The organism is Streptomyces sp. CA-135486, assembly GCF_050936555.1.
In the GTDB taxonomy this organism is placed as follows: domain Bacteria; phylum Actinomycetota; class Actinomycetes; order Streptomycetales; family Streptomycetaceae; genus Streptomyces.
Genome location: NZ_JBNJMM010000001.1, coordinates 256,152 through 275,760, shown reverse-complemented (window position 1 = coordinate 275,760; position 19,609 = coordinate 256,152). Strand labels below are relative to the sequence as shown.

Below are 19,609 nucleotides of genomic sequence, written 5' to 3'. Positions count from 1 at the left end.
GGGGAGAAGTGGGCAGCCACTTCTCCCCCGGCTTTCATTGCCATCGGAAGGCAGCGATGATGTCGAATTTCTCGGACTGGCAGGACCGGATGCTGCGAGCGGTCTGGCGGCAGGGGGAGCAGCTCCCCGAGGAAGTACTGTCGTGGATGGCCGAGCTGTACGGCGAGCGTGGAGAAATTCCGGAATCGGAGTTCTGTGAATCCTGGACCGCGCGAACCTTCTCCATGGCGAGGTCGGCCTTCGAGACGGTCACCAGGTCGGCGGAGCAGGACACCGGGAAAGCGGCCACCGGCGACGACTTCTGCTACCTCGACTACGTGCGCGACCCGGACCTGGGACCGGTCGGCGTGGTCCACATCAAGTCGGCGGAGGTCTCCACACCCGATTCGGCAGAGGTTCTGGGTGCTGTGGCGGAAGGAGTGCAGGAATTCGTCATGAGCCACCATCGCGTGACCTGGCCCGTCTGCGGCGAGCACGACCGCGGTATGCATGTGGGTTACTTCCATGAGACCGCGGTCTGGAAATGCGCGGGCGGGACCACGGATGGTCACGTGGTGAGAGCGATTGATCCCGCCGTTCAGCCGTAGATCACTGCGGGCCCTTTCGCTGGGCAGTACAGCTAGCCACCCAAGGCTATGCGGCCGCTCGCGAGCACGGGATGCACGCGCTGAGGCACTTCTATGCCTCGGCCCTGCTCGACGGTGGAGAGAACATCAAGGCCGTGAGCGAACAGCCAGGAGCGGACGCGCAAGGCCATCGCGGCTGCGTACGACAAGGCCCGGAACCCGGGCTGACGGCCCACAGACGGCCCCGGGAACGACTCAAGCCCCCTACTCGCGGAATAACCGCAGGTAGGGGGCTTGATCGTGGGCTGTTACTTCTTCTTGCCCTGGTTCTTGACCGCCTCGATCGCCGCCGCGGCCGCGTCCGGGTCGAGGTAGGTGCCGCCCGGCTTGACCGGGTGGAAGTCGGCGTCGAGCTCGTAGACCAGCGGGATGCCGGTCGGGATGTTCAGGCCCGTGATGTCGGCGTCGGAGACGCCGTCGAGGTGCTTGACCAGGCCGCGCAGGCTGTTGCCGTGGGCGGCGACCAGGACGGTGCGGCCGGTCAGCAGGTCCGGGACGATGCCGTCGTACCAGTACGGCAGCATCCGCTCGACGACGTCCTTGAGGCACTCGGTGCGCGGGCGCAGCTCGCTCGGGATCGTGGCGTAGCGCGGGTCGTCGCTCTGCGAGAACTCAGCGCCGTCCTCGAGGGGCGGCGGCGGGGTGTCGTAGGAGCGGCGCCAGAGCATGAACTGCTCCTCGCCGAACTCCGCCAGCGTCTGTGCCTTGTCCTTGCCCTGCAGCGCGCCGTAGTGACGCTCGTTCAGCCGCCAGGAGCGGTGGACCGGGATCCAGTGGCGGTCCGCGGCCTCCAGCGCCAGCTGCGCCGTGCGGATGGCGCGCTTCTGCAGCGAGGTGTGCAGTACGTCGGGGAGCAGGCCGGCGTCCTTCAGCAGCTCACCGCCGCGGACTGCCTCCTTCTCGCCCTTCTCCGTCAGGTTGACGTCCACCCAACCGGTGAACAGGTTCTTCGCGTTCCATTCGCTCTCGCCGTGGCGGAGGAGGATCAGCTTGTACGGTGCGTCGGCCATGCGTACGAGACTAATCGACGTTCCCCGGGCGGCGCTCTCGTGCCCGCAGAGCGGACTCGAGCGGGCTCGATTGACAGTCGCCGTCAATTGACTGGCGGCCGGGCCCGGCCATCTGTAAGTTGCGAATGCTTGTACAGCCACTTACATGCACTCCGTGGGGGAATCCGTATGTCCACAGCCGGTCTGCGCCGTGCCGCGAGGGAGAGCGTCTCGGGGCTGCCCCGTGCGTTCTGGTGGCTGTGGACGAGCACGCTGATCAACCGGCTCGGGGCGTTCGTCGCGACGTTCATGGCGCTGTATCTGACCGCCGAGCGGGGTTACTCGGCCTCCTACGCGGGACTCGTCGCCTCACTCCACGGGCTCGGCGAGGTCGTCTCCTCGCTCGGCGCGGGCGTGATGGCCGACCGGCTCGGACGGCGGCCGACGCTGCTGATCGCCCAGAGCTCGACGGCCGTCTCCGTGGCGGTGCTCGGCTTTGTGCAGCATCCGGTGGCCATCGCCGCGGTGGCCTTCGTGGTGGGCATGACGTCGAACGCCTCCCGGCCCGCCGTGCAGGCGATGATGGCGGACATCGTCCGGCCCGAGGACCGGGTGCGGGCCTTCTCGCTCAACTACTGGGCGATCAACCTCGGGTTCGCTCTCTCCGCGGCGGGCGCGGGCTTCATCGCCGAGTACAGCTATCTCGCCGGTTTCCTGGGCGAGGCCGCGATGACGCTGATCTGCGCGGTCGTCATCTTCGTCAAGCTTCCGGAGTCGCGGCCCGAGCGGGTGGAGGCGAAGGACACGCCGGTGGAGCCCCGGATCAGCATGGGGACCGTCCTGCGCGACGGGCGGTTCATGAGCGTCGTCGGCCTCTCCTTCCTGATCGCGCTGATCTTTATGCAGGGGCATGTCGGGCTGCCGCTCGCGATGGGCGCGGACGGCTTCTCCAGCGCGGACTTCGGCCTGGCGGTCGCGGTCAACGGCGTGCTGATCGTGGCCCTGCAGATCCCCGTCACGCGCTTCATCGAACACCGCGATCCGCGCCGGCTGCTGATCATCTCCTCGGTGCTCGCGGGGTACGGGTTCGGGCTCACCGCCTTCGCGGGGTCGATCGCCGTCTACGCACTGACGGTCTGCGTCTGGACGCTGGCCGAGATCGTCAACGCGCCCACCCAGACCGGACTTGTGGTGCGGCTCTCGCCGCTGCACGGGCGCGGCCGCTACCAGGGCATGTACACGCTGTCCTGGTCGGCGGCGGCACTCGTCGCCCCGCTGCTGGCGGGCTTCGTCATCGACCGGTTCGGCGCGGAGTGGCTGTGGGGCATGTGCGCGGTGCTGGGGACGGTGGCCGGGCTCGGATACTGGCTGCTGATGCGGGGGCTGCCGACACAGGCCGTGGCGAGGGACGCCGTAACCGCGTCTTCGAACCGGGTGGAACAGGTGGCTTGATCCGGGCTCAGCGCGTCGCGGCCGCGGACTCCTGCTCCGGTGTCCCCGTCACCCGCGTCCCCGGATGCAGCACCGAGCACAGGAACGCGACGCCGAGCGCGATGGCCATCCCGTAGAAAATCCACTGGTTGGCCTCGGCGAAGTCCATCCGGATCGCTCCCATCGCATCCCGCATCGTCGAGGCGACCGGCCCGCTGCCGCTGGGCGCCTGCCCGTCGGGGTGTCCGGTGACGGCCTCCGCGATGCTCCGGGCCGTGTCGTTCGCCGCCCCTGTGGGCACGCCCTTGGACTGGAGTGTGTCGCCGACACGGTCGGTGGTGACATGGATGAGGACCGTGCCGAACACGGCCATGCCCACGCTGGCCGAGAAGTTGCGGATGGTCTGGGTGATGCCCGTGACCTCGCCGTACGAGGCGCCGATCGCCCGGTTGACGGCGTCGGTCGAGGCCGGGGCCAGCAGCAGGCCGATGCCCGCGCCGGCGAGGGCCGCGTACGGCCACTGGTCGTGTATCGAAAGATCCGTCAACTTGTTCGCCCACAGGGCGAATCCGAGCGCGCCCAGCGCGGTGCCGAGCTTCATCGCGGGCTTGGCGCCCCGCTTGTCGAGGATCCGGCCGCCCCACTGCGATGCCAGGCCGAAGCCTATGAAGAAGTAGAGAAGGAACAGCGCGGCCTGGGTCGGTGACGCGCTCAGCGAGACCTGCGCGTACACCGAGGCGAAGTAGAACACCGGGACGAAGGCCAGCATGGCGAAGAAGAGAACCACGCTGTCGGCCGTGAACGCCCGGTCGCGGAAGACCTCGAGTCTGATCAGCGGCTGCTCGACGCGGAGTTCGTACGCACAGAAGAGCGCCAGGACCAGCAGTCCGCCCACGATGCACGCCCAGGTGGCGATGGAGCTCCAGCCCCAGGCGGACGCCTGCTGGAGGCCCAGCACGCTCAGGCCCATCCCGGCTGCCACCAGCACGGCGCCGGGCACGTCGAGGCGCTCGTGGCGCGGGACGTTCGGGATGTGGGCCATCGCCGTCAGCACGAGGGCGACGATCGCGACGGGCACGTTGACCCAGAAGATCGCCCGCCACGTCCACTCCGTGAGCCAGCCGCCGAGCAGCGGGCCGACGGCCGTGAACGCGCCCGAAAGGCCGAAGAACAGGGCGAGCGCACGCCCGCGATGCTCCACCGGGAACACTGCAACGACCACGGCCAGGGCCGCGGGGAACATCAGCGCCGCGCCGAAGCCCTGGGTGGCCCGGAAGATGATCAGCCAGGCCTGTGCGAAGTCGCCGCTCGGAACGCATCCGCACAGGACCGAGGAGATCACGAAGAGCAGCGTGCCGATCAGCATGATCAGGCGGTGCCCGAAGATGTCGGCCAGCCGCCCGCCAAGGGCGAAGAACGCGGCCAGGGTGAGCAGATAGGCGTTGACCACCCACTGCATCCCGGAGGACGAGAGGTCGAGTTCGTCGATGATGCTGGGCGCGGCGATGGAGACGATCGTCTGGTCGATGAAGGTCATCGACACGGCGAAGAGCATCGCCGCGAGAGCCAGCGTCTGGTTCGGTGCGCCCGTGACGACAGTGGAGGAGGGCCCGGGGCCGGACGCGTCCCTGTGGTCGCTCATACTCCGATCTTCAGCCGCCCCGGCCCGTCGCGCATGTCCAGCGGGACTGCTCAGGTGCGCAGCGCCCGCTGGGCCTCGTACAGATTCCGGGGATGTACGGCGACAGGAGTGCCGTACGCCTCCAGGCGGGAGTTGAGCGCGCCGCCGAAGTCCGGCACGTCGGTCTGGTCGAACTCGCGGACCGTCGAGATGCCGACGGTCGCGCTGTACGGGGCGATCTCGTCGATCTTGATCAGGCCCGCGCGCTCATTGGCGACGGTGACGTTCCAGTGGGTGAATCGGGCGCCGTAGAGGGGTCCCGCACTGGCGTCGCCGCCGTGACGGCCGTTGTTGGTGACGGTGATCTCGGTGCGTACGTTCGCGAAGGGCATCCCGCGGTGGGTGTCGAAGGTGCCCATCTCCATCTGTCCGCGCGACCAGACGTTGTAGCTGGACAGGCCCTCCACATTGATGCCGTGGAGCTGGGTGTCCGCGGGGGCCGGGACGGTGCGCCGCGCGATGGTGAAGTCCTCGATGAGATTGTCGTGCGAGCCCTCGCGGCAGAAGTACGGGTGGTGGGAGCCGCGGCCCTCGACGCGGGTGCGGCGCAGGGTGCAGGCGGAGGCGGCGACCAGGCCGAAGCCGTTGTCGACATGGCGGACGGTGATGTCGTCGGCCCAGCAGTCGTACGCGCACTGGAAAGTGACGCCGTTGTAGCCCTTGTCGAGGAGGTGCTGGGACTGTGGGGTCTCCATCGCTTCGAGGGTGAGCCCCTCGACGCCGGAGCCGGTGAGCGGGGTGACGAGGGTGATGATGCGGGGGTCCCATGCGGTACGTACGTCGAGGGGAAGCGGACGCTCGAAGGTGACCCGGTTCCTCTTGATGTGGGCGATGCGTACGGGCCATTCGTACGGGACGTAGCTGGTCAGCTTGGTCTTGTCGGCCCAGACATATGCCTCGGGGCCCGCGCCGCCGCCGGCCATGTGTTCCAGCAGGGTGTGGTCGGCGTCGTCGGCGAGACGGAGCAGTACGAGGTCGCCGCGGCGGAGCTGTGAGGCGTCGGGGACGGTGACGGACCAGTCGCCGCGCTGGGCGGGCCGGACGGTGGCGAGGGTGCGCCACTCGTCGCGCTTGTTGCCGGTCCAGCCCTCGAAGGGCCAGGCCTTGGCCTTGATGGCGGTGGTGAGGCTGCTCCAACGGTCCCTCGGGCAGAGCCAGATGAGTCCGCCTGCCCAGGACCAGGAGGATTTGTCGCCTCCGTAGCGGCTGCCGTACGGGCCGACGAGCTCGGTGAGGTTCCTGGTCGCGTACAGCTTGGTGCGGGTGCTGCCGGCGCCCTTGAGCACGACGTTGCTGTGGCCGATACGGATGAGGTCGTCGATGCGGTAGGTGCCGGGGGGTATGTGGACCGTGCCGCCGCCGCGTTGGCCTACAGCGGCCACGGCACGGTTGATCGCTGGGGCGGCGTCGGCGGAGCCGTCCGGCTGTGCCCCGTAGGCAAGGACGTTGGCGCGGACGGGGCGCCGGGGGAAGTGTGCGGCGCCGCCGCGGCGGCCTGCTCGTCCGACGTACGGGATCTGGGGATGGCCGTAGGGGTTGCGGCGGAACTCGGCCCAGAGGGGGGACGCGGGGGATGTACTCGCGGCGGCGTCTGCGGTGCCGCTCGTGACGCAGACCGCCGCGACGGCTGTGGCACTGCCGAGCAGAGTGCGTCTGCTGATGGCGCGTCGACCGGTGTCCATGAGCCCGCCCCTTCCATGGATGTGAACTATGTTCAGGTGTGCGTCGCGGGCGAGCATGCCATGGGTTGCGGGGCCCGGGAAGGGTTGGTGCGGGGGTTCGTGGCGGCGGGTGAGTTTCCCCCACCCCGCCCCTTCCCGTAACCGGGGCTTCGCCCCAGACCCCGGGACGCCCTTCGGGCGTGTCCTCAATCGCCGGACGGGCTTGAATTTCCACCCGTCCGGAACATGCAGCCGGCCCGGGCAAGTCAGGCCCCACTGGCGTTTGAGGCACGGCCCGGGTACGACATTCAGCCCCGTCGGCGATTGAGGCGCGGGGGTCCCCTGACGCCCGCAGGGCGTAGGGGGCGGGTTCGGGGCGGAGTCCCGGTTGAGGGCACGGGCGGGGTTGAGGGACAGAGCCCCGGCTCAGCTACCGCCGGTCAGATTCGTGAACGCGTCCAAGTTCCGCGTGGACTCTCCCCGCGACACCCTCCACGCGTACTCCTTGCGAATCGCGCTCGCGAACCCCAGCTCCAGCAGCGTGTTGAACGACCCGTCCGCCGCCTCCAGCACCGTCCCCAGCAGGCGGTCCAGTTCCTCCGGGGTCACCACCGACAGCGGCAGGCGGCCCACCAGATAGATGTCGCCGAGGTGGTCGATCGCGTAACTCACCCCGAACAGACGCAGATTGCGCTCCAGCAGCCACCGGTGCACCGCCGCGTCGTTCTCGTCCGGGTGGCGGATGACGAAGGCGTTGAGCGACAGCGAGTGCTTGCCCACCCGCAGTGAGCAGGTCGTCGACAGCTTGCGAGTGCCGGGGAGTTTGACCACGTACGAGCCGGATTCCGGGCTCTCCCACTCGAGCTCCGCGTCCTTCAGGGTCCGCTCGATGACCTGCGCAATCTGCTGTACGTCCGGGTCAGCCATGGTGCGAGCGTACCCGGCGGCGGTGTTCGTGCATCGCGGCCGTGTAGACGTCCGCCGTCGCCGACGCCGCCGTGTCCCAGCCGAAGGATTCGGCGTGCCGGGCCGCGGCCGCGCCCATCCGGTCGGTCAGGGCGGGGTCGGCCAGGAAGCGGCGCAGCGCGTCCGCGTAGTGCGCCGGGTTGTGGCCGGGGACCAGGATGCCGGTCAGCCCGTCGCGTACCGCCACCGGAAGGCCGCCGACCGCCGCCGCCACCACCGGTGTGCCCGCCGCCTGCGCCTCGATGGCCACCAGGCCGAAGGATTCACTGTACGAGGGCATGACCAGGGTGGAGGCCGCGCGGAACCAGTCCGCGAGGCGGTCCTGGCCGACCGGCCGCTGGAAGTGGACGACGTCCGCGATGCCGAGGCGGGCGGCCAGTTTCTGCAGACCCTCCGGCTTGGCGAGGCCGCTGCCGCTCGGGCCGCCGACGATCGGCACATAGAGCCGGGAGCGCAGCGAGGGATCTTCCTCGAGGAGCAGCGCGACCGCGCGGAGCAGGATGTCGGGGGCCTTCAAGGGCTGGATGCGGCCCGCGAAGAGCGGCACGAAGGCGTCCTGGGGCACCCCGAGCCGGGTCCGCGCGGCGGCGCGGCCTCCCCCGGAGCCTCCGGTCCGCGAAAGACCCCCATCGGGCCGGAAGAGGTCCAGGTTCACGCCGGGGTGGACGACGGCGACCTTCGCCGGATCGGCGTCGTAGTGGCGTACGAGCTCGTCGGCCTCCTCGGCGGTGTTGGCGATCAGCCGGTCCGCCGCGGCGACGATCTGCATCTCGCCGATGACGCGCGACGCGGGCTCGGGCGTGTCGCCGTCGGCGAGCGCGGCGTTCTTGACCTTGGCCATGGTGTGCATGGCGTGCACGAGCGGAACGCCCCACCGCTCGGCGGCGAGCCAGCCGACATGTCCGGAGAGCCAGTAGTGGGAGTGGACCAGGTCGTAGTGGCCGGGGCGGTGGCCGGCCCAGGCCTGCATCACGCCGTGCGTGAAGGCGCACAGCTGGCCGGGGAGGTCCTCCTTGGCGAGGCCCTCGTAGGGTCCGGCGTCGACATGCCGTACGAGCACGCCGGGAGCGAGTTCCACCACCGGCGGCAGCCCACCCGCGGTCGCCCGTGTGAAGACCTCGACCTCGATGTTGATCGCCGCGAGGCGCTTGGCGAGCTCGACGATGTAGACGTTCATGCCGCCCGCGTCGCCCGTGCCCGGCTGGTGCAGCGGGGAGGTGTGGACGCTGAGCATGGCGATCCGGCGCGGCTTGCGGTGGCCGCCGGGGAACCTGAGGCGCGGAGTCACCAGACCACTGCCGAGGCGGGAGACGTATTGGCTCACGTCGAAGGTCCTCCTCGTTCCGGGCACGACAAGCTGCGGGCCTGAGCAGCCCACCAAAGCCGCAACAGCGGAGTCGCCACTTCCATTTCCACCGGACCGCCACTTTGCCAAACCATTACCGTCGGTGTGCCGTGTCACGCCCGCTCAACCGCCGCCCGGCGCTCGCATACCCTCGCTCCTATGACTCGCCCCGTCGGCACCGCGACCCGCGGGACGACCAATCCCAACCGGCTGCGCCGCATGGACCGCTGGATCGCGGCCACCCACGGCCCGGCGCTGCGCCGCGGTGACGCGCCGGTCGCCGTCGATCTCGGATACGGCGCCGCCCCCTGGACCGCCCTGGAGCTGCTGCAGCGGCTGCGCACCGCCGACCCCCGCTGCGCGGTCGTCGGCATCGAGATCGACCCGGCGCGGGTGGCGGCGGCGAAGCCGTACGAGCGCGAGGGGCTGAGCTTTCGCCACGGCGGCTTCGAGGTGCCCCTCACGACGCGGCCGGCGCTGATCCGGGCGGCCAATGTGCTGCGCCAGTACGACGAGGACGAGGTCGCGGCCGTGTGGGCGCGGCTGTGCGCGCGACTGGCCCCCGACGGGCTCCTCGTCGAGGGCACCTGTGACGAGATCGGACGGCGGCACGTCTGGGTGGCGCTCGGACCCGAGGGTCCGCGCACGGTCACCTTCGCGACCCGGCTCGGCTCCCTGGAGCGCCCCTCCGACCTGGCGGAACGGCTGCCCAAGGCGCTGATCCACCGCAATGTGCCGGGCGAGCCGGTGCACGCGTTCCTGCGGGACTTCGACCGGGCGTGGGCCGCGGCGGCTCCGTACGCCCCGCTGGGCACCCGGCAGCGCTGGATCCGGGCGGCACAGGACCTGGCGGGCGACTGGCCGCTGAGGGACGGCCGCGGCCGGTGGCGGCAGGGGGAAGTCACGGTGAACTGGGCGGCGCTCGCACCCAATTCCGTATGAACAGGTGCACACGAGGGAACGCAGAGGGCGCGTCGTTCGTCCCTGACGGGTGGGATTGATCCTCCAGTCGGCAGATCAACACCCGCTGGCCCTGTCGCTTTTGCGGACGTCGTGGCACCATCGCGACGTCACTCGTAAGTTACTGACGGTAAATCACATTTGGCGATCTGGCGTTCGCCCGGAGTCCGAAGGGGGAGTCGTGAACCGACGCCGCTGTGCCACTGCCGCGATCACTTTGGTCTGCGCTCTGACCGTGCTGGCGTCACCCGGCCAGGCATTCGCCGCCCCCGAGCCGCCGCCCGCCCGCCCCGGCGCGCTCAAGGACCCGTTCAAGGACGTGCCCAAGAAGTCGCTGGAAGAGGTGCGCCTGGAGATCGAGGCCCTCTACCGCAAGGCGGCGTCCGCGACCGACGCGTACAACCTCGCCAAGGAACAGGCCGAGCGGCAGTCGGCCGAAATCGTCAGGCTGGCGCAGGAGATAGTGAAGGGCCAGGCGCGCATCGACGCGCTCAAGAACCGCGCGGGCGCGGCCGCCCGCGCCCAGTACCGCGACGGCGGACTGCCGCCCGAGGCCCAGCTGATGCTCACCAGCGATCCACAGCTCTTCCTGGACGGCGCCGGCCGGATCCGGGAGGGCCAGAAGGCGACGAGGGATCTGCTGGGCGAACTGAGCAGGACGCAGGCCGACTTGGCTTCGTACACCAAGGACGCGAGCGCCCAGTGGCAGAAGCTCGAAGCCAACCGCGTCAAGCAGGAGAAGGCCAAGAAGGAGATCAACACCCAACTGGCCGCGGCCAAGAAGATCGAGGACCGGCTGCAGAAGGAGGAGCTCGAGCGGCTCGTCGCACTGGAACAGCAGGCGGAGTACAAGGCGCAGACGGCCTGGCTGAGCTCGGGTGTGCTGAAGGAGATCAACGGCAGGGCGAGCGTGCAGGGCAAGCGGGCGGTCCACTTCGCGACGGCCCAGCTCGGCAAGCCGTATGTGTGGGGCGCAGAGGGCCCGGAGTCGTTCGACTGCTCGGGGCTGACCTCACAGGCGTGGGCGGCCGCGGGGAAGGGCATCCCCCGTACCTCGCAGGAGCAGTGGCGGTTGCTGCCGCATATCGACATCAAGGACATGCGGCCCGGCGACCTGATCATTTACCACGCGGACGCCAGCCATGTGGGGATGTACCTCGGCGACGGCGCGATCGTGCATGCGCCGCGTCCCGGGCGCAATGTGACGATTACGGGCGCGGGTTCGATGGCGATCCTCGGAGTCGTACGCCCCGACAAGTGACCGGCCCCACAACCGGACCGGCCTGAAATACCCGCCGGGGGTGATGTTCGTCATGGCTCGGCGGGCAACTACCTCCCCATGCGCGGCATATGCCATGGGCTCTTCGTCTTTCGGCATTCCGCTACACCAGGAGCTACCGCTATGGTCCCCGTCTGGTAGGACATCGATCGGCGTCCCGCCGCGCCCTCGGGGGGGAGGGAAGGAAACCAGACGAATGCCCGTACCCGTACCGCGGCAGCGCAATGCGCCGGCCGTGGAGACCACCGGCGACGGCGCCGACGGCAACGCCGCCGGTGGCGGTGGCGTGAGCAGCGTCGGCGCTCGCGGCGTCAGCGGCGGCGTCAGCAGTGGTGATCTCACACTTCTGGTGATCGAGGACGACCCGGCGGGCACCTTCTCCGTCCCCCAGCTGCTCGACCAGCTGCTCGACGCGGCCGGGACCCGGATACGCATCCGCAGTGCCCGCAATCTCACCGAGGCGGAGCGACTGCTGACGGACGACGTCCACTGCATCCTCGTCGACCTCGCGCTGCCCGGCGCCGGGGACGAGGAGCTCGCCCCGCTCAAGCACGTACTGCGCCTTGCGCCGCGGCACGCCGTCCTCGCCCTGACGACATCCGGCGACGCCGAGCGCGCCGCGGAGGCGGTACGGGTGGGGGCCCAGGACCATCTCTTCCGCGACGAGCTCGACGGACGGCTGCTGAGCCGCGCCATCCGGTACGCCGTGGAGCGCAAGCGGGCCGACGCGGCCCAGGTGAAACTCGCCGAGTCCAAGCTGCGCGCCCAGGAGAACGCCCGTCTCGAGCGCGGCCTGCTGCCCACTCCCCTGCTCCAGGGCTCCAATCTGCGCTTCTCCGCCCGCTACCGGCCGGGCCGCTCGCGGGCGCTGCTCGGCGGCGACTTCTACGACACCGTCCGCACCCCCGACGGCACGGTCCACGCGATGATCGGCGACGTCTGCGGACACGGCCCGGACGAGGCGGCGCTCGGCGTGGAGCTGCGCATCGCCTGGCGGGCGCTGACCTTCGCGGGCCTGTGCGGTGACGAGCTGCTGTCGACGCTCCAGCGGGTCCTGGAGCACGAGCGGGAGAGCGAGGAGATCTTCGCGACGCTCTGCACGGTCGACATCGCGCCGGACGGCCGGCGGGCGGGGCTGTGCCTGGCGGGCCACCCGGCGCCGCTGCTGGCCCGGCACGGGCGGGCCGCGCAGCTGCTTCCGTACGACGAGGGCGGCCCGGCGCTTGGCCTGCTGCCGCGCGCCCGCTGGCCGCGCCGCCAGGTCGAGCTGGGCGGCGCGTGGAGCCTGATGATGTACACGGACGGGCTGATAGAGGGGCGCTCGGGACCGGATACGAGGCAGCGCCTCGGCCAGGACGGGATGGTCGAGATGATCAACCGGCAGCTGGCGGCTGGGCTCGAGGGCGAGGACCTGCTGGAGTCGGCCGTCGCGGAGGTGCGCGAGCTGAACGGCGGGGAGCTCACCGACGATGTGGCGGTGCTGCTGCTGAGCAGAAGCGGTTCCCGGAGCTAGCGGACACCGCGACGCCGGCGGACGGGGATACCGCAGCCGGGGCGCGATGCGGAGCTCGCCGAGGCGCGATGCGGAGCTCGCGGATGCCGGGGTGCCTGGAAGACCTACCGGCCGCCGTTGTACGGACCGTAGGGACCGTCGCTGCTGGAGCCGCCGCGCTTTCCGCCGCCCGACACCTGCTTGAGCGCGGGCCGTACGTCCACGAAGAAGACGATGCTGGCGATCAGCCCGGCGATCGACAGGAACAGCACGGAGACGAAGAGGTTCACGGCGACCGTGATGCCCAGGATGATCAGCCAGAAGGCCTTGGTCTGCTTGTCGGCCGCGCGGTAGGCGTCCTCGCGGGCGAACGCGGCCATGACCAGCGCGGTCACGGCGGTGACCAGGAAGACGAGGTCGAGCACCAGCCAGAGTGTGAAGTCGAATCCCGCGCGCAACATGCTGAGCACCGCCTAGTGAGTGGTTTGTAGCGCCTCGCGGCCAAGGTACCGGCCGACAAGGCACCGGGAGAACGCGCCGGGCACCCCAAAAGGTGCCCGGCTTGTCCACGGCGTGCTTGCTTGCCTGCCTACTTGGCCGGCGGGGTGGTCTTCTTCGCCACGGGCTTGCGCGCGGGGGTGGCCTTGCGGGTGGCCGGGACAGGCTTCTTCGGATCGGCCTTGGCCTCCGCCTTCGGCTCCGCCTTCTCCGCGGCCGTCGGCTCGGGCTCGACGGCAACGGCGATCTCGGCGATCTCCTCGGCCGCCTCGCCGCGCCACGCCTTCACGGTCTGCTCGCCGTGCTCGGCGACCTTCTCGTACGCCTCACGAGCCTTGACGGCGTACTCGGCGGCCACGCCGACGCCGCGCAGCGCCAGATCCTGAGCGGTCTCGCCCAGCTTCTTGAGATCGGTGTCGAGGGTCCCGATCACATCGGTGACCTTGGCCTGGACGGCGGCCTGAGCCTCCTTGGCCTGGATGGTCACCTTCTCCTGAACGGACTTGGGGTCGGTGTTGCGCACGGCCTCGATACGGCTCGGAGCCTCAGCCTTGAGCTGCTCGATCAGCGCGGGAACCTTCTTCGCCTGCTGAACGGCGAGATCGGCGGTGCCGGCCGCGAAGTAGAGGGGGGTCGGGTCGGTGAGGGTCTTGCGCAGGTCATCGGTGATGGCCATGACTGTGGTCCTCCCGGATCGCAGGTCAGAGGTGGAACTGAGGGTCACACTGAGGGTTTTCCGGCATCACTGCTGTCGGCCGTGCGGGGGCCGTCATCGTGGGTGTCCACTCCGTTTTCCTTGCGGAAGGACTCGTAGATCTGCAGCAGCACTTGCTTCTGCCGCTCGTTGATCGACGGGTCGGCGAGGATGACGGCGCGCGTCTCCAGCTCGTCCCGCTCCCGCTCGTCGAGAATCCCGGCCCGCACGTACAGCGTCTCCGCGGAGATCCGCAGGGCCTTGGCGACCTGCTGCAGAACTTCCGCGCTCGGCTTGCGAAGGCCGCGCTCGATCTGGCTCAGATACGGATTGGACACCCCGGCGGCGTCCGCGAGCTGCCGCAGCGAGAGCTGCGCGCTGCGCCGCTGCTCGCGGAGGTACTCGCCGAGATTGCCGACGTTGAGTGATGCCATGTACCGATGGTGCCCTGTCGACGCTAACTATTGCAAGCACCCGCTTGCAATAGTGTTCCACGCAACAGGGGTGCCGCCCAGCTCGTCCATCGGCGCCGCGCGATGCGCGCGAGGGCGGCGATCCCGTCGTGCGTCGCGAAACCCGTGACCAGACCGATCAGGAATCGAGAAGCGCGGCCTCCCGAGCCGCACCTAGCGTGACTGCCATGGACATCACCACGGCTGGGCCCGGTTGAGCGAACGGCCGACCGCCTGGTGGCCACCGTCACCGACCCCCACGGCAACGTCCTCGGGCCGCTTCAGGACCGATGAGTGCCGACCCCTGGGAGCGACGCGCTGCCGCAGCGGGGGCGCGCCGCGTGGCCGGGGCCAGGAGGCCTCACGGGCTGGGGCGAAGAAGAACCAGACGTACGCTCGAGACTGGTCAGATCGAGCCAGGCGACGCCGACGGAGACCGTGAAAGCGGCCCGTCCAACAGATGGAGACACGATGAGCATGGCCACGAGGACGGACACGCAGTCGCCTGCGCTGCACGTTGCCGACAGCCACGATCTGATCCGCGTGCACGGCGCGCGCGTGAACAACCTCAAGGACGTCAGCATCGAGATCCCGAAGCGGCGGCTGACGGTGTTCACCGGTGTCTCCGGCTCCGGCAAGAGCTCGCTGGTGTTCGGCACGATCGCCGCGGAGTCTCAGCGGCTGATCAACGAGACCTACAGCGCCTTCGTGCAGGGCTTCATGCCGACGCTGGCGCGGCCCGAGGTCGACGTACTCGAAGGGCTGACGACCGCGATCATCGTCGACCAGCAGCGGATGGGTGCCGACACCCGCTCCACGGTCGGTACCGCCACCGACGCCAACGCGATGCTGCGCATCCTCTTCAGCCGGCTCGGGCAGCCGCACATCGGCTCGCCCCAGGCGTTCTCCTTCAACGTCGCCTCGATCAGTGGAGCGGGTGCGGTCACCCTGGAGCGCGCCGGACGGACCGTGAAGGAGCGTCGCGACTTCAGCATCACCGGCGGCATGTGTCCGCGCTGCGAAGGCCGGGGCACCGTCTCCGACATCGACCTCACCCAGCTCTACGACGACTCCAAGTCGATCGCCGAGGGCGCGTTCACCATCCCCGGCTGGAAGTCGGACAGCTGGTGGACCGTGCGGACCTACGCCGAGTCGGGCTTCCTCGACCCGGACAAGCCGATCCGCGAGTTCACCAAGAAGGAGATGCAGGACTTCCTCCACCGGGAGCCGACCAAGGTGAAGGTCGAGGGCGTGAACCTCACCTACGAAGGGCTGATCCCCAAGATCCAGAAGTCGTTCCTCTCCAAGGACCGGGAGGCGATGCAGCCGCACATCCGGGCGTTCGTGGACCGGGCGGTCACCTTCACCACCTGCCCCGAGTGCGACGGCACCCGGCTGAGCGAGGCGGCCCGGTCGTCGCGGATCGGCAAGATCAACATCGCCGACGCCTGCGCGATGCAGATCAGCGACCTCGCCGAATGGGTCCGCGGCCTCGACGAGCCGTCGGTCGCACCGCTGCTCGTGGCGCTGCTGGGGACCCTCGACTCGTTCGTGGAGATCGGTCTCGGCTACCTCTCGCTCGACCGGCCCTCAGGCACGCTGTCGGGCGGCGAGGCGCAGCGCGTCAAGATGATCCGCCACCTCGGATCCTCGCTCACCGACACCACCTACGTCTTCGACGAGCCCACCATCGGCCTGCACCCCCACGACATCCAGCGGATGAACGACCTGCTGCTGCGGTTGCGGGACAAGGGCAACACGGTGCTCGTCGTGGAGCACAAGCCGGAGACGATCGTGATCGCCGACCACGTCGTCGATCTCGGCCCCGGTGCCGGTACGGCGGGCGGCACCGTCTGCTTCGAGGGCACTGTCGAGGGGCTGCGGGCCGGCGGCACCGTCACCGGCCGCCACTTCGACGACCGGGCCGCCCTCAAGGAGACGGTGCGGACGCCCACGGGCACGCTGGAGATCCGCGGCGCGACGGCGCACAACCTGCGTGACGTCGACGTCGACATCCCGCTCGGGGTGCTCGCCGTCGTCACCGGCGTCGCCGGCTCCGGCAAGAGCTCGCTCGTCCACGGGTCGATCCCCGCCGGCGAGGGTGTGGTGTCGATCGACCAGGGCGCGATCCGCGGCTCGCGGCGGAGCAACCCGGCGACGTACACCGGACTGCTCGACCCGATCCGCAAGGCGTTCGCGAAGGCCAACGGCGTGAAGCCGGCGCTGTTCAGCGCCAACTCCGAGGGCGCCTGCCCCAACTGCAACGGCGCCGGCGTCATCTACACCGACCTGGCGATGATGGCAGGCGTCGCCACCACCTGCGAGGAGTGCGAGGGGAAGCGGTTCCAGGCTTCGGTGCTCGACCACCACCTCGGCGGCCGCGACATCAGCGAGGTGCTCGCGATGTCGGTGACCGAGGCCGGGGAGTTCTTCGGCGCCGGCGAGGCGCACACGCCGGCCGCGCACCGCATCCTCGACCGGCTCGCCGACGTCGGGCTCGGCTACCTGAGCCTCGGCCAGCCGCTCACTACACTGTCCGGCGGCGAGCGGCAGCGGCTCAGGCTGGCCACCAAAATGGCCGAGAAGGGCGGCGTCTACGTCCTCGACGAGCCGACCACCGGCCTCCACCTCGCCGACGTCGAGCAGCTGCTCGGCCTGCTCGACCGGCTCGTCGACTCCGGCAAGTCGGTCATCGTCATCGAGCACCACCAGGCGGTCATGGCGCACGCCGACTGGATCATCGACCTCGGCCCCGGCGCCGGCCACGACGGCGGCCGGATCGTCTTCGAGGGCACACCCGCCGACCTCGTCGCCGCCCGCTCCACCCTCACCGGCGAGCATCTCGCGGCCTACGTCGGCACCTGACCGAGGCCCTCGCGGACACCGTGAGACGAGTTCTCTCATCTGTTTCGACTCGCCCCAGGCGCCGCCGCAACTAACCGGTGGGGTGACGCAGTTCCGGTGCGGGGTGGGCGGCGAGGTGATGCCCCAGTGCCGCTGCGTTCATGGGCTCCGCGTAGTAGAAGCCCTGGCCGTGGGGGCAGCCGAGGGTGCGGAGGCGGTCGGCCTGTCCCGAGGTCTCGATGCCTTCGGCGACGGTGTCCACGCCGAGGGCGTGGCTGAGGTACAGGATGGCCTGGATGATGCCGTTGTCCTTCGCGGCGGCGGTGTTGACGAAGCTCTGGTCGATCTTGACGATGTCGACGGGCAGGTTGCGCAGGTAGGAGAGCGACGAGTAGCCGGTGCCGAAGTCGTCGATGGAGATGCGGACGCCGAGACTGCGCAGGGCCGAGATGTGGGCGGTGGTGGTTTCGGCGTCGGCTATGAGCACGTTCTCGGTGATCTCCAGGACCAGGGAGGAGGCGGGGAATCCGGTCTCGAGGAGGATCCGGGTGACGGTCTCGGGAAAGTCGGGGTCCTTGAGCTGGCGGCCGGAGACGTTGACGGCGATGGTCAGCGCCCGCCGGTCCGAAGCACGGTCGTGCCACCGCCGTCCTTGTCGGCAGGCCTCGCGCAGTATCCAGGCACCGATGGGGAGGATGAGGTCGGTCTCCTCGGCAATGGGGATGAACTGCTCGGGCGGGATCGGGTCGCGGCCGCGCGGCTTCCAGCGGAGCAGAGCCTCCACTCCGGTGGTCTCGCCGGTGTCCATCTCGACCACGGGCTGGTAGTCGACGGAAAGTTCGTTCCGGGTGAGGGCGTAGCGCAGGTCCTGGGCGATGCGTGACTGGTCCTGCTGGGCGGTGCTCATGCTCGGTTCGAACATGACCGCACGGTTGCGGCCCCGGTCCTTGGCGACGTAGAGGGCGAGATCCGCGTCGCGCAGCGCTTCGGCGGGCGGCACCAGCTCCCTTATCGCAACGATGCCGGTGCTGGCCGTCACGTAGACGGAGCGCTCGCCCGAGAGCGCGAAGGGGTCCTTGAACCGGCCGAGGATGCGCTGGGCGTAGTCCCGGACGCCGTCGGACGGCAGGTCTTCCACGAGTACGGCGAACTCGTCCCCGCCCAGCCGGGCGACGGTGTCCTGCTGACGCACCCCGCCCAGCAGCCGGTGGGCGACCGCGATCAGCACTTCGTCACCGACCGGGTGGCCCAGGCTGTCGTTGATGTCCTTGAAACGGTCGAGGTCGATCAGAATCAGGCCCGTGGTACCGACCGCCGAGGGGCGGCTGAGGACGTGTTCCAGCCGTTCGGCCAGCAGTGCCCGGTTGGCCAGGCCCGTCAGCGGGTCGTGAAAGGCCTGATGGCTGAGCTGTTTCTGCAGCGACGTCTGGTCACGCAGGGACCTCTCCAGGGCTTTGGCACGCGTGCGCGCCTGGCCGGCCTGGCTCTGGGCGTACCGGGCGAGGAGGGTGACCCGCAGGACCAGCAGCAGGGTCAGACAGCCGACGACGGCGGAGATGATCCCGACGTGCACGGGCTGGTCGCGGACATGACCGGCGTCGACGATCAGCAGTACCGGCCCCATGAGGGCGAGCAGGATGAGAAGCACCAGACGGGGGCCGGACAGGGCCGCCTGGCCTCCCTCCACCAACTGTGGCGGCCTGCCGAACGACGGATGCAGGGCGGCTGCGCCCAGGAAGAGGTAGGAGGCCATCCAGACGACGTACGACACCTCCGGTGCGATCGGGGCGCCGGTTGTGGCCAGGGTGGAGTAAAAGAGGGCGTCGGCACCGAGCGTGGCGCACAACCAGGCGGTCAGCAGGAGGAAGGACGGCGTGCGTGTGCCGGTGGTGAGCACCAGCCGGGCGGCCATGCACAGCAGCACCAGGTCGGCCAGCGGATAGGCCAGGGAGACCGCCAGCGGCAGCGCGGGCAGGTGGCTGAAAAGGTAGGGGGCGATGATGAAGACCCAGGCCAGTGTGGTGGCCCCCAGGGTGATGATGCCCGCGTCCAGCAGCCCCGCCCAGCGCAGGCCACGGCTCTGCACCGTCGTCAGGGCGATCAGGCCCGCGGTGAAGAAGGGGTAGGCGGCCAGGTAGAGCGCGTCGGCCGGGGAAGGGAAGGGCACCGATGTGCCCTCGAACTGGTAAATGCCGAAGAGCGTGTCCGCTGCGGTGTACAGGCCCATCCCCGCTGCGAACAGGTACCACGGAAGGGACGGGTGCGGCCGCTTCCTGCGCAACACCACCAGGATGACGACGGTGGCCGAGGCAGACACCAGCGGGGAGAACAGGTGGCGAACGTCGGCCGAGATGAGGAGATAGACGACGATCACCGTCGCACCCGCCGCAAGGTACCGCCACCATGCGGTGTGACGACCGGCCCGTACGTGGCCGTGAACCTCTTCCATGGGCCTCCTATGCGGCGGCGCACGCGCAGCGTCGGAGCGCCACGCTCGGCCTGGGGCAAGACAGAGGATTGAGGGGTTCCAGGGCCTCAAACGGTCACTTCCAGCGAAGACCGGACCACGGAAGATCGCAAATCGACTCGGGGGCCTCGATCGGAGCCATGTTGCTGCCTCTTGCCGCCGGTCACTGCGGGTGCGAGGTGGGCGATGGAGTCGTAAAGTGGACCTGGGCGTAGTCGAAGCGG

The 19,609-nt window shown here is 69.6% G+C and carries 15 protein-coding genes; 6 read left to right on the top strand and 9 right to left on the bottom strand.

The window, feature by feature from the left end; genetic code table 11:
- Positions 1-8: 8 nt before the first annotated feature.
- Positions 9-587, top strand: coding sequence for a hypothetical protein (locus ACQEVG_RS01375; RefSeq protein WP_432975699.1), 579 nt, complete (start codon positions 9-11; stop codon positions 585-587).
- Positions 588-874: 287 nt separating this feature from the next.
- Here ACQEVG_RS01375 and ACQEVG_RS01370 read toward each other — a convergent pair whose 3' ends face one another.
- The gene (locus ACQEVG_RS01370; RefSeq protein WP_432975696.1) at positions 875-1,636 is read right to left on the bottom strand and encodes a phosphoglyceromutase; all 762 of its coding nucleotides are present in this window, start codon (positions 1,634-1,636) and stop codon (positions 875-877) included.
- A 168-nt stretch (positions 1,637-1,804) separates the two neighbouring features.
- On the opposite strand from ACQEVG_RS01370, the gene ACQEVG_RS01365 reads away from it, so the two are divergent.
- Positions 1,805-3,067, top strand: coding sequence for an MDR family MFS transporter (locus ACQEVG_RS01365; protein ID WP_432975693.1), 1,263 nt, complete (start codon positions 1,805-1,807; stop codon positions 3,065-3,067).
- 7 nt (positions 3,068-3,074) lie between these two features.
- Here ACQEVG_RS01365 and ACQEVG_RS01360 read toward each other — a convergent pair whose 3' ends face one another.
- From ACQEVG_RS01360 to mshA, 4 genes are all read right to left on the bottom strand, one after another.
- On the bottom strand, positions 3,075-4,688 hold the full coding sequence (locus ACQEVG_RS01360) for an MFS transporter (RefSeq protein WP_432975690.1): 1,614 nt from the start codon (positions 4,686-4,688) through the stop codon (positions 3,075-3,077).
- Between the two features lie 50 nt (positions 4,689-4,738).
- Positions 4,739-6,409, bottom strand: a complete 1,671-nt coding sequence (locus tag ACQEVG_RS01355; protein WP_432975687.1) for a glycosyl hydrolase family 28-related protein — start codon at positions 6,407-6,409, stop codon at positions 4,739-4,741.
- A 405-nt stretch (positions 6,410-6,814) separates the two neighbouring features.
- On the bottom strand, positions 6,815-7,315 hold the full coding sequence (locus tag ACQEVG_RS01350; RefSeq protein WP_432975684.1) for a YbjN domain-containing protein: 501 nt from the start codon (positions 7,313-7,315) through the stop codon (positions 6,815-6,817).
- Complete coding sequence (gene mshA, locus ACQEVG_RS01345; protein WP_432975681.1) at positions 7,308-8,678, bottom strand: D-inositol-3-phosphate glycosyltransferase; 1,371 nt, start codon at positions 8,676-8,678, stop codon at positions 7,308-7,310. Before mshA ends, ACQEVG_RS01350 begins: the two co-directional genes overlap by 8 nt.
- Before the next feature lie 180 nt (positions 8,679-8,858).
- Here mshA and ACQEVG_RS01340 point away from each other — a divergent pair, with 180 nt between their 5' ends.
- The 3 genes from ACQEVG_RS01340 to ACQEVG_RS01330 all read left to right on the top strand — a co-directional run bounded on the left by ACQEVG_RS01340 (position 8,859) and on the right by ACQEVG_RS01330 (position 12,451).
- A complete protein-coding gene (locus ACQEVG_RS01340) occupies positions 8,859-9,641 on the top strand; it encodes a class I SAM-dependent methyltransferase (protein ID WP_432975678.1) in 783 nt (260 codons plus the stop codon).
- A gap of 199 nt (positions 9,642-9,840) precedes the next feature.
- Positions 9,841-10,920, top strand: coding sequence for an NlpC/P60 family protein (locus tag ACQEVG_RS01335; protein ID WP_432975675.1), 1,080 nt, complete (start codon positions 9,841-9,843; stop codon positions 10,918-10,920).
- 214 nt (positions 10,921-11,134) lie between these two features.
- Positions 11,135-12,451, top strand: a complete 1,317-nt coding sequence (locus ACQEVG_RS01330) for a PP2C family protein-serine/threonine phosphatase (RefSeq protein WP_432975672.1) — start codon at positions 11,135-11,137, stop codon at positions 12,449-12,451.
- 104 nt (positions 12,452-12,555) lie between these two features.
- Here ACQEVG_RS01330 and ACQEVG_RS01325 read toward each other — a convergent pair whose 3' ends face one another.
- The 3 genes from ACQEVG_RS01325 to ACQEVG_RS01315 all read right to left on the bottom strand — a co-directional run bounded on the left by ACQEVG_RS01325 (position 12,556) and on the right by ACQEVG_RS01315 (position 14,056).
- A complete protein-coding gene (locus tag ACQEVG_RS01325) occupies positions 12,556-12,891 on the bottom strand; it encodes a DUF2516 family protein (protein WP_432975669.1) in 336 nt (111 codons plus the stop codon).
- A 128-nt stretch (positions 12,892-13,019) separates the two neighbouring features.
- The gene (locus ACQEVG_RS01320; RefSeq protein WP_432975666.1) at positions 13,020-13,604 is read right to left on the bottom strand and encodes a hypothetical protein; all 585 of its coding nucleotides are present in this window, start codon (positions 13,602-13,604) and stop codon (positions 13,020-13,022) included.
- A 44-nt stretch (positions 13,605-13,648) separates the two neighbouring features.
- Positions 13,649-14,056, bottom strand: coding sequence for a helix-turn-helix domain-containing protein (locus tag ACQEVG_RS01315; protein ID WP_432975663.1), 408 nt, complete (start codon positions 14,054-14,056; stop codon positions 13,649-13,651).
- Between the two features lie 489 nt (positions 14,057-14,545).
- On the opposite strand from ACQEVG_RS01315, the gene ACQEVG_RS01310 reads away from it, so the two are divergent.
- Positions 14,546-16,939 carry an ATP-binding cassette domain-containing protein gene (locus ACQEVG_RS01310; RefSeq protein WP_432975660.1) on the top strand — a complete coding sequence of 798 codons (2,394 nt, stop codon included), beginning with the start codon at positions 14,546-14,548 and terminating at the stop codon, positions 16,937-16,939.
- Positions 16,940-17,009: 70 nt separating this feature from the next.
- Here ACQEVG_RS01310 and ACQEVG_RS01305 read toward each other — a convergent pair whose 3' ends face one another.
- Positions 17,010-19,367 carry a putative bifunctional diguanylate cyclase/phosphodiesterase gene (locus tag ACQEVG_RS01305; protein ID WP_432975657.1) on the bottom strand — a complete coding sequence of 786 codons (2,358 nt, stop codon included), beginning with the start codon at positions 19,365-19,367 and terminating at the stop codon, positions 17,010-17,012.
- Positions 19,368-19,609 lie beyond the last annotated feature (242 nt).